The sequence below is a fragment of the Burkholderia sp. 4NA327C6 genome (assembly GCF_005502655.1).
Lineage (GTDB): Bacteria > Pseudomonadota > Gammaproteobacteria > Burkholderiales > Burkholderiaceae > Burkholderia > Burkholderia contaminans.
This window is the reverse complement of the sequence record NZ_SCNZ01000010.1, coordinates 180,208-196,610: the sequence shown is the minus strand read 5'-3', so window position 1 is coordinate 196,610 and position 16,403 is coordinate 180,208. Positions and strand designations below refer to the sequence as shown.

At 64.6% G+C, this 16,403-nt stretch carries 15 protein-coding genes; 2 read left to right on the top strand and 13 right to left on the bottom strand.

Going from position 1 to position 16,403, the window contains the following annotated elements:
* The first annotated feature begins 172 nt into the window (after positions 1-172).
* Positions 173-2,236: a polyphosphate kinase 1 gene (gene ppk1 / locus FFS49_RS13420; RefSeq protein WP_137909902.1), complete on the top strand. Its 2,064-nt coding sequence runs from the start codon at positions 173-175 to the stop codon at positions 2,234-2,236.
* 125 nt (positions 2,237-2,361) lie between these two features.
* Here ppk1 and phoR read toward each other — a convergent pair whose 3' ends face one another.
* The 11 genes from phoR to FFS49_RS13360 form a co-directional block, all read right to left on the bottom strand.
* Positions 2,362-3,681, bottom strand: a complete 1,320-nt coding sequence (gene phoR / locus FFS49_RS13415; protein ID WP_105815749.1) for a phosphate regulon sensor histidine kinase PhoR — start codon at positions 3,679-3,681, stop codon at positions 2,362-2,364.
* 57 nt (positions 3,682-3,738) lie between these two features.
* Positions 3,739-4,440, bottom strand: coding sequence for a phosphate regulon transcriptional regulator PhoB (gene phoB / locus FFS49_RS13410; RefSeq protein ID WP_027787869.1), 702 nt, complete (start codon positions 4,438-4,440; stop codon positions 3,739-3,741).
* A gap of 30 nt (positions 4,441-4,470) precedes the next feature.
* Positions 4,471-5,175 (bottom strand): phosphate signaling complex protein PhoU, encoded by a 705-nt coding sequence (gene phoU / locus FFS49_RS13405; protein WP_039347650.1) that lies wholly within the window; start codon positions 5,173-5,175, stop codon positions 4,471-4,473.
* An 18-nt stretch (positions 5,176-5,193) separates the two neighbouring features.
* Positions 5,194-6,042 carry a phosphate ABC transporter ATP-binding protein PstB gene (gene pstB / locus FFS49_RS13400; RefSeq protein WP_039347653.1) on the bottom strand — a complete coding sequence of 283 codons (849 nt, stop codon included), beginning with the start codon at positions 6,040-6,042 and terminating at the stop codon, positions 5,194-5,196.
* Between the two features lie 15 nt (positions 6,043-6,057).
* A complete protein-coding gene (gene pstA / locus FFS49_RS13395; RefSeq protein WP_105815748.1) occupies positions 6,058-6,951 on the bottom strand; it encodes a phosphate ABC transporter permease PstA in 894 nt (297 codons plus the stop codon).
* Entirely contained in the window at positions 6,948-7,934 is a 987-nt protein-coding gene (gene pstC / locus FFS49_RS13390; protein WP_039347659.1) for a phosphate ABC transporter permease PstC, read from the bottom strand. Before pstC ends, pstA begins: the two co-directional genes overlap by 4 nt.
* Before the next feature lie 94 nt (positions 7,935-8,028).
* Positions 8,029-9,063: a phosphate ABC transporter substrate-binding protein PstS gene (pstS, locus tag FFS49_RS13385; RefSeq protein ID WP_039347662.1), complete on the bottom strand. Its 1,035-nt coding sequence runs from the start codon at positions 9,061-9,063 to the stop codon at positions 8,029-8,031.
* A 458-nt stretch (positions 9,064-9,521) separates the two neighbouring features.
* Complete coding sequence (gene glmM, locus FFS49_RS13375; RefSeq protein WP_105815747.1) at positions 9,522-10,877, bottom strand: phosphoglucosamine mutase; 1,356 nt, start codon at positions 10,875-10,877, stop codon at positions 9,522-9,524.
* A gap of 28 nt (positions 10,878-10,905) precedes the next feature.
* Entirely contained in the window at positions 10,906-11,847 is a 942-nt protein-coding gene (folP, locus tag FFS49_RS13370; protein WP_105815746.1) for a dihydropteroate synthase, read from the bottom strand.
* Between the two features lie 35 nt (positions 11,848-11,882).
* A complete protein-coding gene (ftsH, locus tag FFS49_RS13365; RefSeq protein WP_039347669.1) occupies positions 11,883-13,781 on the bottom strand; it encodes an ATP-dependent zinc metalloprotease FtsH in 1,899 nt (632 codons plus the stop codon).
* Positions 13,782-13,947: 166 nt separating this feature from the next.
* On the bottom strand, positions 13,948-14,610 hold the full coding sequence (locus FFS49_RS13360; RefSeq protein WP_105815745.1) for an RlmE family RNA methyltransferase: 663 nt from the start codon (positions 14,608-14,610) through the stop codon (positions 13,948-13,950).
* Positions 14,611-14,803: 193 nt separating this feature from the next.
* Between FFS49_RS13360 and FFS49_RS13355 the strand changes: the two genes are divergently transcribed.
* Positions 14,804-15,331, top strand: coding sequence for a YhbY family RNA-binding protein (locus FFS49_RS13355; RefSeq protein ID WP_039347674.1), 528 nt, complete (start codon positions 14,804-14,806; stop codon positions 15,329-15,331).
* Positions 15,332-15,410: 79 nt separating this feature from the next.
* On the opposite strand, the gene FFS49_RS13350 is transcribed toward FFS49_RS13355, so the two are convergent.
* On the bottom strand, positions 15,411-15,869 hold the full coding sequence (locus FFS49_RS13350; protein WP_046545365.1) for a DUF4149 domain-containing protein: 459 nt from the start codon (positions 15,867-15,869) through the stop codon (positions 15,411-15,413).
* A gap of 14 nt (positions 15,870-15,883) precedes the next feature.
* Positions 15,884-16,360: a transcription elongation factor GreA gene (gene greA / locus FFS49_RS13345; RefSeq protein ID WP_039347681.1), complete on the bottom strand. Its 477-nt coding sequence runs from the start codon at positions 16,358-16,360 to the stop codon at positions 15,884-15,886.
* Between the last annotated feature and the right edge of the window lie 43 nt (positions 16,361-16,403).

Sequence of the window (16,403 nt, the reverse complement as noted above, 5' to 3'; positions counted from 1 at the left end):
CACGGGCATACAACCTGCTCGATTGCATATAGCCGAAACATTTATGAGACGAAACGGTTACGGCGTAGAATTTCCCGATATAAATACATGATTGTCATCAGCACGTCATCGTACCGTGAGAGTTTCCGAGCGTCCTTTCGAATCATCGCCCGAATCACCCCCTACTCTGCCGATGTCCGTCCGTTACCCGCTTCTCAATCGTGAACTCGGCATCCTCGGTTTCAACGAGCGCGTGCTGGCCCAGGCAGCCGATCCTCAAGTCCCGTTGCTCGAGCGTCTCCGCTTCATCTGCATCACCAGCAGCAACCTCGACGAATTCTTCGAAGTCCGGATGGCGGGCCTGCAGGAGCAGATCCGCGACAACCCCGGCGCACTGACGCCCGACGGCATGTCGTTACAACATGCTTACGACCTCGTCGTCGAACGCGCGCAGCGGCTCGTGCATCGACAGTACACGATGCTGCACGAAACCGTGCTGCCCGCGCTCGAACAGGAAGGCATCTACTTCCATGCGAGCGACACGTGGAACGACGAGCAGCTCGAATGGGCGCGGAATTACTTCCTCGACGAGTTGCTGCCGGTGCTCACGCCGATCGGCCTCGATCCCGCCCACCCGTTCCCGCGCGTGCTGAACAAGAGCCTGAACTTCGTCGTCGAGCTCGAAGGCCGCGACGCATTCGGCCGCCAGGCCGTGATGGGCATCGTGCAGGCGCCGCGTGCACTGCCGCGCGTCGTGCGCATGCCGCACGCGCTGTCGGGCTTCGAGCACGGCTTCGTGCTGTTGAGCTCGTTCATGCAGCGCTTCGTCGGCGAACTCTTCCCGCAGCTGAGCGTGAAGAGCTGCAACCAGTTCCGCATCACGCGCAACAGCGAGCTGTTCGTCGACGAGGACGAAATCACGAACCTGCGCGTCGCGCTGCAGGGCGAGCTGCCCGCGCGCCACCTCGGCAATGCAGTGCGCCTCGAGGTATCGGCCGACACGCCGCCGCATATCGTGCGCCGCCTGCTCGTGGAAAGCGAACTGAGCGAAAAGGACTGCTATCGCGTGTCCGGATCGGTGAACCTCGTGCGGCTGATGCAGATTCCCGATCTCGTCGACCGTCCCGACCTGAAGTTCGCGCCGTTCACCGCGTCGACCCCGTCCGCGATCACGAACGCGCCGACGATGTTCGACGCGATCGACAACGGCGACATCCTGCTGCACCACCCGTACGAGAGCTTCCAGCCGGTGCTCGAACTGCTGCAGCAGGCCGCGAGGGATCCGAGCGTCGTCGCGATCAAGCAGACCATCTACCGCACCGGCACCGATTCGCCGCTGATGGATGCGCTGATGGAAGCCGCGCGCAACGGCAAGGAAGTGACCGTCGTCGTCGAGCTGCTCGCGCGCTTCGACGAGGAAACCAACATCAACTGGGCGTCGCAGCTCGAAGCCGTCGGCGCGCATGTCGTGTACGGCGTGGTGGGCCACAAGTGCCACGCGAAGATGATGCTGATCGTGCGACGCGTCGTGCAGGCCGGCAAGGCGTCGCTACGCCGCTACGTGCACCTCGGCACCGGCAACTACCACCCGCGCACGGCACGCCTCTACACCGACTTCGGGCTGATGACGGCCGACCAGAAGATCTGCGAGGACGTCCATCACGTGTTCCAGCAACTGACCGGCATCGGCGGCGAACTCACGCTGCACGAGCTGTGGCAGTCGCCGTTCACGCTGCATCCGCGCATCATCGACTCGATCCGCGCAGAGATCGACAATGCACGCGCCGGCAAGCGCGCACGCGTCGTCGCGAAGATGAACGCGCTGCTGGAGCCGACGGTGATCGCGGCGCTGTACGAAGCGTCGCAGGCCGGCGTCAAGATCGACCTGATCGTGCGCGGTGTCTGCGCGCTGAAGCCCGGCGTGCCGGGGCTGTCGGAAAACATCACAGTGCGCTCGATCGTCGGCCGCTTCCTCGAGCACCACCGGATCTACTATTTCCACGCGAACGGCACCGAGGACGTCTATCTGTCGAGCGCAGACTGGATGGACCGCAACCTGTTCCGCCGCGTCGAAGTCGCGTTCCCGATCCGCGATCGCAAGCTGAAGCGGCGCGTGATCGCAGAAGGCCTGTCGGTGTGCCTCGGCGACAACCAGTCGGCGTGGCAGATGCAAAGCGACGGCCACTACCGCCGGCGCCGCGCCGGCAAGACGATCCGCAACGCGCAACTCGGGTTGCTCGCGAAGTTCTGCTCCTGAACCGGCCGCGCGGCGCAAGTCGCGCGCCGCGTCGCTCCAAATAAAAAACGCAGCCGGCTGGCTGCGTTTTTTTCGACCCCGGCATGCCGCCGCTTGCCGAACGAGCGACGGATGCCGTTACGCGATCATGCCTCGTAAGCGGCCGGCCGGATCGCGATGATGCGCGAGCCCGGGAAGCGCGCGGTGAACGTGCTGCCACGCCCTTCCTCGCTCTGCACGTACAGGTGCGCGTCGTGACGCTGCAGCACGTGCTTGACGATCGCAAGGCCGAGCCCCGTGCCGCCGGTGTCGCGCGAACGGCTGCGGTCGACGCGGTAGAAGCGCTCGGTGAGCCGCGGCAGGTCGGCGGCCGGAATCCCGAAGCCGCTGTCCGTGACGGAAAGCACGCCCTGCGCGCCCTCACGCCGCCAGGTCACGACGATCTTGCCGCCTTCCGGCGTATAGCGGATCGCGTTCGTGACGAGATTCGCGAACGCGCTGAACAGCTCCGTCTGCGCGCCGGTGACGCCGAGCGTCTCGTCGATCGAGAACGCGATGTCGTGATGCCCGTTCGACAACGTCTGCGCGTCTTCCTTCAGATGGTCGAACACGGCACGCATGTCGATCGCGCGATCGAGCGGCGGCTTGCTCTCGCCCTCCAGCTTCGCGAGCACCAGCAGGTCGGTCACGATGTGCCGCATCCGCGAGGCCTGCTGCTCCATCATCTCGAGATAGCGCGCGCGGTCTTCCTCGTTCAGCGGCAGCTCGCGCATCGTCTCGAGGAACCCCGACAGCACGGTGAGCGGCGTCTTCAATTCGTGCGACACGTTCGCGACGAAGTCGCGCCGCATCGCATCGGTCCGCTCGAGCTCGGTGATGTCCTGCGTCAGCAGCAGCTTGCGATTCTCGCCGTACGGAAACACCTGCACTTCCAGCACGTTCTGCCGCGAATCGCCCATGCCGCGCATCACGAGCGTCTCTTCGTAATGCTGCGCATTCAGGTAGCGGACGAACTCGGGATGGCGAACCAGGTTGGTGATGTGCTGGCGCAGGTCGCGCTTCGCGTCGAGGCCGAAATGGACCTCGGCGATCGCGTTGCACCACTCGATCTGGTCGTGGTCGTCGAGCATCGCGACACCGTTCGGCGACGCCTGGATCGCCTGGATGAAGCGCGAATGCTGCTGCTCGACCTGACGCACCTGTGCGTGCCACTGCTTCGCGAGCTTGTGCAGGCGATAGTAGATCTCACCCCAGATGCCCGGCGCGCTCGGCACCTCGCCATAGACCGGTGCATCGAGCAAACGCCACAGACGCTGCGTATGAAAGGTACTGAAAAAGCCCTGCGCGACCAGCATCACGACCACGAACACGAGGCCCGCGGTCGGGCCGGCGAAGACGCCGACCAATACGCCGATCAGCACGAGCAGCACGAGCGACACCAGAAAGCGCGCCCAGATGATGTTCATGATTCAGCGCCCGAAAGAATGAACGGCATGCCGTGGCACACGGCATGCGTGGATACGTTACGCGTGCTTGGCGAGCCGGTAGCCGCTGCCGCGCACGGTCTCGATCATCGCATCGCAGCCGGCCGGTTTCAAGGCCGCACGCAATCGTTTGATGTGCACGTCGACGGTACGCTCCTCGACGAATACATGATCGCCCCACACCTGGTCGAGCAGTTGCGTGCGGCTGTGCACGCGTTCCGGATGCGTCATGAAGAAATGCAGCAGGCGGAACTCGGTCGGACCGAGATCGAGCTTGATCTCGCTGCCTTCCGCATGCGCGGCGACGCGATGCGTGGCCGGGTCGAGGCGCAGCCCGTTGATCGACACGACGTCCTCGGTCAGCTGCGGTGCGCGACGGCGCAGCACGGCCTTGATCCGCGCCATCAGTTCCTTCGGCGAGAACGGCTTCGTCACGTAGTCGTCCGCGCCGATTTCGAGGCCGAGCACCTTGTCCTGCTCGTCACCGCGGGCAGTCAGCATGATGATCGGGATGTGCTTGGTCCGTTCGTTGTTGCGCAGGTCGCGCGCGAACGCGATACCGGACTTGCCCGGCAGCATCCAGTCGAGCAGTACGAGATCGGGCAGCACGTCGCTGATCAGGTTCTGCGCCTGTTCGGCGTTGTACGCCCGAATCGGGCAGTGACCGGCGTGCTGGAGATTCACCGAGATCAGTTCGGAAATCGCGGGCTCATCTTCAACGACGAGAATGTTGCTGGGCATCGGCACCTCTGTTCTTCCTTACGGAGTCGATTAACTGTTGGCTTCGCGATCGAGCGTGTCGCGCGGCTGGTGCCGCACGTCGGTGCCCTTCACGATGTAGATGATGAATTCGGCGATGTTCTTCGCGTGGTCGCCGATCCGCTCGATCGCCTTCGCGATGAACAGGTACTCGAGGCCGACCGAGATCGTGCGCGGATCTTCCTGCATGTACGACACGAGCTTGCGCACGAACGCGCGGAATTCCTGGTCGATTTCCTTGTCGTCCTTGACGATCTGCGCGGCGGCCACCGTATCGAGACGCGCAAACGCGTCGAGCGCGCGGCGCAGGATCGTCACGGCCATCTCGCCCGACACCTTGATCTCGGCGATGTTGACCGTGCGCGCAGCGGGCTCGTCGACCAGGCGGCGTACGCGCTTCGCGATCTTCTCGGCCTCGTCGCCGGCGCGCTCGAGGTTCGTAATCGTTTTCGAAATCGACATCAAAAGGCGCAGGTCACGCGCGGCAGGCTGTCTCCGCGCGATGATGTTGCCGCACTCCTGGTCGATGTCGACTTCCATCGCGTTCAGCGTTTCCTCGGCCGTGATGACCTTCTCGGCCGCATCGCGATCGAATTCGTTCAGCGCGTGCATCGCGCCGACGATCTGCGACTCGACGAGCCCGCCCATTTCCAGCACTTTCGACGACACCGCGTTGAGATCGGCGTCGAACTGGCTCGACAGATGTTTATCCGACATGGCTGTTGTTCTCCGTCATCAGCCGAAGCGGCCGGTGATGTAGTCTTCCGTTTCCTTGCGCACCGGCTTGATGAAGATCTTTTCGGTCTCGCCGAATTCGATCAGCTCGCCCAGGTACATGTAGGCCGTGAAATCCGAGCAGCGTGCGGCCTGCTGCATGTTGTGCGTGACGATCACGACCGTGTAGTCGCTCTTCAGCTCCGCGATCAGCTCTTCGATGCGGCCCGTCGAGATCGGGTCGAGCGCCGAGCACGGTTCATCGAGCAGCAGCACTTCCGGACGGATCGCGATGCCGCGCGCGATGCACAGACGCTGCTGCTGGCCGCCCGACAGGCCGTAGCCGCTCTGGTTCAGCTTGTCCTTCACTTCGTTCCACAGCGCGGCCTTCGTGAGCGCCCACTCGACGCGATCGTCCATTTCCGAGCGCGTAAGCTTCTCGAACATCTTCACGCCGAATGCGATGTTGTCGTAGATCGACATCGGGAACGGGGTCGGCTTCTGGAACACCATGCCGATCCGCGCGCGCAGCAGCGAGATGTCGCGCTTCGTCGTCAGCAGGTTCTCGCCGTCCATCAGGATTTCGCCTTCGGCGCGCTGCTCCGGATAGAGCGCGAACATCTTGTTGAACGTGCGCAGCAGCGTCGACTTGCCGCAGCCCGACGGGCCGATGAACGCCGTCACCTTCCCTTCGGGAATGCTCAGGTTGATGTTCTTCAGCGCATGGAACTTGTTGTAGAAGAAGTTGAGGTTGTTGACCTCGATCTTCGCGTTCAGCGGCTCGAGCGGACGGCCGTGCGCCGCTTCTTGCGTGCCGGCCGGCGCTGCAGTGCGTTCGACCGGATTCAGGTGGCTTTCTGCCATATTCATCGGATTGCTCCGCCGTTACTTTTTCGAGAAGATCGAGCGCGCCAGGATGTTGAGTCCGAGCACCCCGAGCGTAATCAGGAACACGCCCGCCCATGCGAGCGACTGCCATTCCGCGAACGGGCTCATCGCGAACTTGTAGATCGTGACGGGCAGGTTCGCCATCGGCTGGCTCATGTCCCACGAGAAGAACTGGTTCGACAGCGCGGTGAACAGCAGCGGCGCCGTTTCGCCGGCGATCCGCGCGACGGCGAGCAGCACGCCCGTGATGATCCCGCCGACCGACGCGCGCAGCGTGATCTTCAGCACCATGCGCCACTTCGGCGTGCCGAGCGCGAAGGCCGCTTCACGCAGTGCGTTCGGCACGAGCTTCAGCATGTTCTCGGTCGTGCGGATCACGATCGGAATCTGCAGCAGCGCGAGCGCGATCACGCCGGCCCAGCCCGAGAAGCGCCCCGACTTCGCAACGACGATCGCGTACACGAACAGGCCGATCACGATCGACGGCGCGGACAGCAGGATGTCGTTGATGAAGCGGATCGTGCTCGCCAGCAGGTTCTTCTGGCCGTATTCGGCGAGATAGACGCCCGCGAGGATGCCGATCGGCGTGCCGACCAGCGTGCCGAAGCCGCACAGCAGCAGGCTGCCGACGATCGCGTTCGCGAGACCGCCGCCTTCCGTGTTCGGCGCCGGCGTCGATTCGGTGAACAGTTGCAGCGACAGGCCGCCGACGCCGAGGTGCACCGTCGTGTAGAGAATCCACACGAGCCACAGCAGGCCGAATGCCATCGCGGCGAGCGACGCGGTGAGCGCGATCGCGTTGATGGCCTTGCGCTTGCGCTGCAGGCGGTTGCGCATCGCGTCGAGCACGGCGCCGTCCGGACCCGGGAAATTCATGATGGGCTCGCTCATTTCTTGCCCTCTCCCTTCTCGAGACGAAGCAGCAGCAGTTTGGAGATGGACAGCACGATGAACGTGATCACGAACAGGATCAGGCCCAGTTCCATCAGCGCGGACGTATGCAGGCCCGGTTGCGCTTCCGCGAATTCGTTCGCCAGCGCCGACGTGATGCTGTTGCCCGGTGCGAACAGCGACACGCTGTCGAGCAGGTTCGTGTTGCCGATCACGAAGGTCACGGCCATCGTCTCGCCGAGCGCGCGGCCGAGGCCGAGCATCACGCCGCCGATCACGCCCGTCTTCGTGTAAGGCAGCACGACCTTCCACATCACTTCCCAGGTCGTGCAGCCGATGCCGTACGCCGATTCCTTCAGCAGCACGGGTGTGACTTCGAACACGTCACGCATCACCGATGCGATGTACGGGATGATCATGATCGCGAGGATCACGCCGGCCGCGAGGATGCCGATCCCGATCGGTGCGCCGGACGTCAGCGGGCCAATGACCCACACGTCCTTGAACAGGCGGCCGATCGGCTTCTGGAAGTACTCCGCGAAGATCGGGGCAAACACGAGCAGGCCCCACATGCCGTACACGATCGACGGAATCGCGGCGAGCAGCTCGATTGCGATGCCGAGCGGGCGGCGCAGCCACACGGGCGACAGCTCGGTGAGGAACAGCGCGATGCCGAAGCTGACCGGCACGGCGATGACGAGCGCGATGACCGACGTCACGATCGTGCCGTAGATCGGCACGAGCGCGCCGTAGATGTCCGAGTTGGGATCCCACTCGGATTGCCACAGGAAGCCGAGGCCGAACTTCTGGATGGTCGGCAGCGACGCGATGATCAGGGAAACGATGATCCCGCCGAGCAGCAGCAGGGTCACGATGGCGGCAAGCCGTGCAAGACCGCCGAATACGACATCCCCGAGGCGGCTCGGCGCGCGTTGCTGCGCAACGTCGGCGGACCGTGAGGACGTATAGGAAATATCAGACATGGGTGCCTGCTTTTGATTGCCGGGCGCCGTAACGCCCGGCTTTACCGCACGCACTGCCCGACCGGCACGGCCGGGCAGCGAACCGCTGCAATGCTTACTCCGCGGCGACCGGCTTGCCCGAAGCGTCCGTCACCTTGATCTTCCACTGCTTGCGGATTTCCGCTTCGACTGCCGGCGGCAGCGAGATGTAGTCGAGGCTGTCAGCAGCCTTCTCGCCGTTCTTGAACGCCCAGCTGAAGAACTTCAGCGTTTCCACGCCCTGCTCCGGCTTGTCCTGCTTCGCGTGCAGCAGCACGAACGTCGCGCCGACGACCGGCCATGCTTCCTTGCCCGGCTGGTTCGTCAGGATCTGGTAGAACGACTTCGACCAGTTCGCGCCGGCCGCAGCGGCCTTGAACGTTTCCGTCTTCGGCTCGACCACCGTGCCCGTCGAGTTCTTCAGGGCCGTGTAGACCATGTTGTTCTTCTTCGCGTACGCCCATTCGACGTAGCCGACCGCGCCCGGCAGGCGCTGCACGAAGGCTGCGACGCCGTCGTTGCCCTTGCCGCCCGTGCCCGTCGGCCAGTTGACCGTCGTGCCTTCGCCGACCTTCGACTTCCACTCGTCGTTGACCTTCGACAGGTAGTTCGTCCAGATGAAGCTCGTGCCCGAGCCGTCAGCGCGGCGAACCACGGCGATGTCCGTGTCCGGCAGCTTGACCTTCGGGTTCAGCGCGGCGATCGCCGGGTCGTTCCACTTCTTGATCTTGCCGAGGTAGATGTCGCCGAGCACCGGGCCCGACAGCGTCAGCTCACCCGGCTTCACGCCCGGCACGTTGATGACCGGCACCACGCCGCCGACCACCGTCGGGAACTGGAACAGGCCTTCCTTCGCGAGCTCGTCATCCTTCAGCGGAGCGTCCGAACCGGCAAAGTCGACCGTCTTCGCGACGATCTGCTTCAGGCCGCCCGACGAGCCGATACCTTGGTAGTTGACCTTCGCGCCGCCGGTCTGCTGGTAGTCAGCAGCCCATTTCGTATAGATCGGCATCGCGAACGTGCTGCCTGCGCCCGTGATGTCGGCAGCGTGGGCGGCGACGGCGAAAAGCGCGCCAGCCAGGCCGGCAATCGCGGTTTGCATCAATTTCATGAGACCTCCAGTGTGTGAGCGGATGACTACGGCACCGCGAAGGTTAGGGGCTCCTCATGACGGTAATGTGACAATCGATGAAACTGGCGTGACAGTAACATGACTGGTTGAAAGGGAGTATCGGGTGCGGCGCGTGCGGCGCGTGCGGCGCGCGGACGCTGCCGGAACCGCGATGGCGGCAAGAATTGCCTGCCTGGAAGGAACGGGAGACTTCCCGTTTTAAATCGGTGCGAGCGGATCGTAGCGCTGTATCCGCGCCACGGAAAGCCTCGTTTGTGGCTGCACCGTTATCAGGGTCTGACGATTTTCCGACCCGGGATTGCGCTGGCGACGCGCCCTTCCTTATAGGTATCGCAAACCTTTGCGTCTGACGAAATCACGGCGCCCCGAAGGCGCCGTGTGCGGGTTCACCGGAACACCGGCGCGCAGGTGCTTGACCTGACGCGCCGGGCCCAGCGTCAGGTCGTGGCCGCGCGCACAGCGTCGGCGATCGTCTCCGCATGGCGGACCGCGTCGGCGGCCTGCTGTGCTTCGACCATCACGCGCAGCACGGGCTCCGTGCCCGATGCGCGGATCAGCACGCGGCCGCTGCCGGCGAGCGCGGCCTCGGCTGCGTCGATCGCGGCGCGAATCGACGTGCTGCCCTTCCAGTCGGCGCCCGGCTTCATCCGCACGTTGATCAGCTTCTGCGGGAACAGCGTGACGCCGTCGAGCATCTGCGCGAGGGTCTTGCCGCTGCGCTTCAACGCGGCCAGCACGAGCAGCGCCGACACGATGCCGTCGCCGGTCGAGTGGCGGTCGAGCGACAGGATGTGGCCCGAGCCTTCCGCGCCGAGCTGCCAGCCGTGCTCGCGCAACTGCTCGAGCACGTAGCGATCGCCGACCGCCGCGCGGACGAACTTCACGCCCTCGCGCTGCAGCGCGACTTCGACCGCGAGGTTCGTCATCAGCGTGCCGACCGCGCCTTCGACGTTGCCGTCGGTCGCGATCCGGTCCTTCACGAGCACGTAGAGCAGCTCGTCGCCGTTGTACAGGCGACCGGTCGCGTCGACCACTTGCAGGCGGTCCGCATCGCCGTCGAGCGCAATGCCGAGATCGGCGTGGTTCGCACGCACCGCGCGCACCAGCGCGTCCGGCGCGGTCGCACCGACACCGTCGTTGATGTTGAAGCCGTTCGGCGCGACACCGATCGGGATCACGTCCGCGCCGAGTTCGTGGAACACGTGCGGCGCGATCTGGTACGCGGCGCCGTGCGCGCAATCGATCACGAGCTTCAGCCCGCGCAGGTTGAACGCGACCGGGAACGTGCTCTTGCAGAACTCGATGTAGCGGCCGGCTGCGTCGTCAAGGCGGCGCGCCTTGCCGAGACCGTCGGACGGCGCGCAATCGAGCGGCTTGTCGAGCCACGCTTCGATCGCGGCTTCGGTGTCGTCCGGCAGCTTGTTGCCGTCGGCGGAGAAAAACTTGATCCCGTTGTCGTGATACGGGTTGTGCGATGCGCTGATCACGACGCCCGCCGACAGGCGCAGCGCGCGCGTCAGGTACGCGACGCCCGGCGTCGGCATCGGGCCGGCCAGCATCACGTCGACGCCCGCCGCCGAGAATCCGGCCTCGAGCGCGGCTTCGAGCATGTAGCCCGACACGCGCGTGTCCTTGCCGATCAGCACGGTCGGACGCGAACCTGCCGCGACATCGGCCGAGCCTGCCAGTACCTTGCCGGCCGCATAGCCGAGACGCAACACGAAATCCGGCGTGATGGGTGCCTCGCCCACCGTGCCGCGAATGCCGTCCGTGCCGAAATATCGACGTCCCATGGTGATTCTTCCTCCTTCGTCTTCTAACTTATCGTTGCCGCGCGGCTTCGCGCACGGCATTCCAGATTTTCAGCGCGTCGACCGTCGCCGCGACGTCATGCACGCGCACGATCGCCGCCCCGCGCTCGACCGCGCACACTGCGGCCGCCACGCTCGCCGCGACGCGCTCCATCGGCGGCTTGCCGCCGATCACCGCGCCGAGCATCGACTTGCGCGACATGCCCGCGAGGATCGGATACGCGCGGCCGTCGGGCCGCACGGGTGCCGTGTCGGGCAACGCGGCCAGCAGCGCATAGTTGTCGTCGACAACCGCCTTGCCGAATCCGAAACCGGGATCGACGCAGATCCGCTCCGGCGCAACCCCCGCATCGCGCAGCGCCTGCGCGCGCTCGGCGAGAAAATCGCGCACGTCGGTCACGACGTCGCCGTAATCGGGTTCGCCGACCTGCATCGTCTGTGGCTCACCAAGCATGTGCATCGCACACAATCCGCAGTTGCCGTCGCGCACCGCGTCGATCGCGCCCGGCTGGCGGAACCCCCAGATGTCATTGATCAGGTCGGCGCCTGCGGCCAGCGCCGCACGCATCACGGCCGGCTTGTAGGTATCGATCGACAGCGGCACGTTCAGCGGCCGCAGCGCTTCGACGAGCGGAATCACGCGCGCGAGTTCCTCGTCGAGCGGCACGGGCGGCGCGCCGGGGCGCGTCGATTCGCCGCCGATATCGAGAAGGTCGACGCCTTCGGCAATCATCCGCTCGGCCTGGCGCAGCGCATCGTCGCGCGCGAGGAAGCGGCCGCCGTCGGAGAACGAATCAGGCGTGGCGTTGAGAATGCCCATCACGAGCGGGCGTTCGAACGTCAGTTCGACGCGGCCGCACTGGAGTGGCGCGGGAATGAATGGGGAAACAGCGGAATCGGACACGAGCAACTGGCGTGAATGAATGCAAAACGGGCCGGTGTGAAGCCACACCAGCCCGTGAACGGCGCTAAAGCGCTAGAACGGGATTATGCCGCCGGCGAAGCAGGCGCCGGCGCGTTGGCAGGCTTCACCTCGGCGCTGCTGCCGCCACCCGACGAATCGCCGCCGACAGCCGGCGAGCTCTTCGGGGAGCGCGGCGGACGCCCTTCCATGATGTCGTTGATCTGATCGGCATCGATCGTCTCCCACTCCATCAGCGCGGCGGTCATCGCTTCGACCTTGTCGCGGTTCTCTTCGAGCAGGCGGCGCGCAAGGCCGTACTGTTCGTCGAGCACGCGGCGGATTTCCGAATCGACCTTCTGCTGCGTCGCTTCCGAGATCGTGCGCGTAAAGCCGCGGCCGAACGGCGATGCATCGTTCTCGTCGTCGACGTAGACCATCGGCCCGAGCGCGTCGGTCATGCCGAAACGGGCCACCATCGCACGTGCCGTCTGCGTTGCCTTGTTGAAGTCGTCCGATGCACCGGTGCTGACGAGGTTCATGAACAGCTCTTCCGCCACCCGGCCACCGAACAGGATCGCAAGGCGGTCCATCAGGTAGTCCTTCGAGTACGTTTCGTTGTCATGCTCCGGCAGCTGCCACGTGACACCCAGTGCGCGACCGCGCGGGATGATCGTGACCTTGTGCACCGGGTCGGCCTTCGGCAGCAGCTTCGCGATCACCGCGTGGCCCGACTCGTGATAAGCGGTCGCACGCTTCGCTTCTTCGCGAATCACGGCCGACTTGCGCTCCGGACCCATGAAGATCTTGTCCTTCGCGTCTTCGAAATCCTGCATCTCGACGATGCGCTTGCCGCGACGTGCGGCGAACAGCGCCGCCTCGTTCACGAGGTTCGCGAGATCGGCGCCCGAGAAGCCCGGCGTGCCGCGTGCGATGACTGCCGCATCGACGTCGTTCGCGATCGGTACCTTGCGCAGGTGCACGCGCATGATCTGTTCGCGGCCGCGGATGTCCGGCAGGCCGACGTAGACCTGGCGGTCGAAACGGCCCGGACGCAGCAGCGCCTTGTCGAGCACGTCCGAACGGTTGGTTGCGGCGATCACGATCACGCCCGAGTTCGCCTCGAAGCCGTCCATCTCGACGAGCATCTGGTTCAGCGTCTGTTCGCGTTCGTCGTTGCCGCCGCCCATGCCGGCGCCGCGATGACGGCCGACCGCGTCGATTTCGTCGATGAACACGATACACGGTGCGTGCTTCTTCGCCTGCTCGAACATGTCGCGCACACGAGCCGCGCCGACACCGACGAACATTTCGACGAAGTCCGAACCGGAGATGCTGAAGAACGGCACCTTCGCTTCACCCGCGATCGCGCGGGCCAGCAGCGTCTTGCCGGTACCCGGGGGGCCGACGAGCAGCACGCCGCGCGGAATGCGACCGCCCAGCTTCTGGAATTTCTGCGGATCGCGCAGGAAGTCGACGAGCTCGGACACTTCTTCCTTCGCTTCGTCGCAGCCCGCGACGTCGGAGAAGTTGACCGCGTTGTTGTTCTCGTCGATCAGCCGCGCGCGCGATTTCCCGAACGAGAATGCGCCGCCTTTGCCGCCCCCCTGCATCTGCCTCATCATGTAGAACCAGAACACGATGATCAGGATCGTCGGCCCGAGGTAGTACAGCGCGGACATCAGCGCATTCGGCTCATCGTCGGCCTTGCCGCTGACCTGCACGCCGTACTTCATCAGATCGCCAACCATCCAGATGTCGCCGGGCGACACGATCTGGTATTTCTGGCCATCAGCCGGAGTGACGGTGAGGTTGCGCCCCTGAACGATGACGTTCTTGACCTTGCCGTTCTTGGCGTCGTCCATGAACTGCGAATAGGACACGCCTTCCTGGACGCGGGGCTTGTCGAACTGCTTGAACACCGTAAACAGCACCAGTGCGATCACCAGCCACACCGCTGCCTTCGAAAACATATTGTTGTTCAAAGCACCACTCCTTCACTCGTAGACGAGCGCCTACATTTTCCTTGCGGCGCCCCTCGGTCATTCTAATCCAGTCCGACCACCCTCGCCATAAGCATTGACAACCGTCGCGATAGCGCTTCGCTTGTCTGGCAAGGGCCGGAGCCCGTTTGCGGCACCTCGTTGCGCATCAGCGCGGACGTTTCAGATGCCGACCCAAAATGAACGTTTCGGACGATTTGTCGCGGGACGCCTTCGGCTTGCGCGGCGCGACGGTCTTAAACTGCTGTTTGAATTTCTCGACGATCTGGCTGTAGCCGCTGCCGTGAAAGCATTTCACGAGCAGCGCACCGTCCGGCTTCAGATGATTCTGCGCGAATTCGAGCGCCAGATCGCAGAGATGCTCGATGCGCGCCGCGTCTGCCGAGGCCACGCCAGAGAGGTTGGGGGCCATGTCGGAAATAACAAGGTCGACCTCGCGCCCTTCGAGCACTTCTTCGAGCTGGTGAAGGACTCCGTCCTCGCGGAAGTCGCCCTGCAGGAAGTGGACGTCGGCGATCGGCTCCATCGGCAGGATGTCGAGCGCCACGATCGTGCCGTCGATACCGCCTTCGCGCTCCGCGTCACGCTTCTTGCCCTGCGCGAGCTTGTTGCGGGCATACTGGCTCCAGCTGCCCGGCGTCGCGCCGAGGTCGACGATCACCTGGCCCGGACGGATCAGCTTGTCCTGCTCGTCGATTTCCTTCAGCTTGTACGCGGCGCGCGCGCGATAGCCCTCCCGCTGCGCCATTTTGACGTAGGGATCGTTGATGTGGTCGTGCAGCCAGTGCTGGTTGAAGCGGTTTTTTGCCATTCGAGAGAGAGATTGCTGCCCATTGCTTCGTGAAGCCGCGCTTTTAGCGGATAATACGCGTCTTCTTCGCGCGGCTGCGGCCCCTTTTCAGGCCCAAGCCGCGATTTTACGTGGTTTCGGCGCACGGCTGACGCGGTAACTTCCCGCGATCGCTATTCAGTCAGCGCGCCCTTATTTAGATTTCGACATTTCCATGCCCGCCCTTTCGCTTTCTCCCGCCGAGCGCTCCGCGCTGCGCTCCCAGGCCCATGCGCTCAAGCCCGTCGTGCTGATCGGGGCCGAAGGGCTGACCGACGCCGTGCTGAAGGAAATCAAGGTGCACCTCGACGCGCACCAGCTGATCAAGATCCGCGTGTTCGGCGACGAGCGCGACGAGCGCATCGCGATCTACGACGAGATCTGCGACCGCCTGAGCGCGGCGCCGATCCAGCACATCGGCAAGTTGCTGGTGATCTGGAAGCCCGAAGCCGCCGCAGCGGCCCCGTCCCGCGGCCGTCGTGCCGGCACCGTACCCAGCGCGGCCGAAGCCGTCGACGACAAGAAAGGCCGTGCTCCGCGCACCGTCAAGGTCGTCAAGGTGTCGCCGAACGCGAGCCCCGTGCGTCGCCCGCGGCCGGTCAAGGTCACGGTGCGCGGCAACGAGCGCGTGACGGCAGGCGGTAACGTGAAGCGCGCCAAGAAGCGCCAGGCCAGCACGAAGCGTCCGTTCCAGGACAAGTAAGCATCGTGGCGGCACGGCTACGCCGTACCGCCGCCCTGCCCGCGGGCCCGGCATCGACCGGGCCTGCGCGGCATTCGCGTCAGGCGTCGCGCGCCGGCAGACGCCAGATCAGCATCAGCCCCAGCACGCTCTCGACGAGGTAGAACACGCTCGAGACGCCGTGCAGCATCCCGAAGCGGCTCGCATACGGCGAGTTCGCGATATCGGTGCCCGCGTCCATCGCGGCCACCCGCAGCGCATTCATGAACGGCTGCAGCGCGAAATACCCGACCAGCACGCACACGACCATCGCGGCGACGATCCAGCGCACGCGGCGATAATCGCTGCTGCCGCGCCGCACCTGCTGGTTCGACAACGCGAGCAGCAGCACGCCGCACACGACTCCGAGGATCGCCTCGATACGGAACAGCTGGGCGGCGACCGAACCGGCCGTCATCCGCTCCAGCGTCTTGAATAGCACGGGCGCGACCGCATACCCGATCGTCAGCAGGCTGCCGACCCACACGGCCGACAGCAGACGGAACACGCGATGCGGCATCACGTCGCCCCGCTTCAGATGTAGCTGACCGAGATGATTTCGTACTCGCGCACGCCGCTCGGCGCCTGCACGGCCGCGACGTCGCCTTCGGACTTGCCGATCAGTGCGCGCGCGATCGGCGAGCTGACCGAGATCAGGCCGTGGTCGATATCGGCTTCGTCGTCACCGACGATCTGGTACCTGACGGTGTCGCCCGACTCGAGATCCTCGAGTTCGACGGTCGATGCGAAAACCACGCGGCCTTCGGCATCGAGCACGGTGGGATCGATGACCTGCGCGGCCGACAGCTTCGATTCGAGTTCCGCGATACGACCCTCGATGAAGCCCTGCTTTTCCTTCGCGGCATCGTATTCGGCGTTTTCGGACAGGTCGCCCTGTGCGCGGGCCTCCGCGATCGCGTTGATCACGGCCGGCCGCTCGACGGACTTGAGGCGCTGCAATTCATCGCGCAGGAGTTCCGCGCCACGCTTTGTCAACGGAATGGTGCTCATAAACGGCTCAATCGCTAAAAACGGCTATAAAAAAAATCACCGC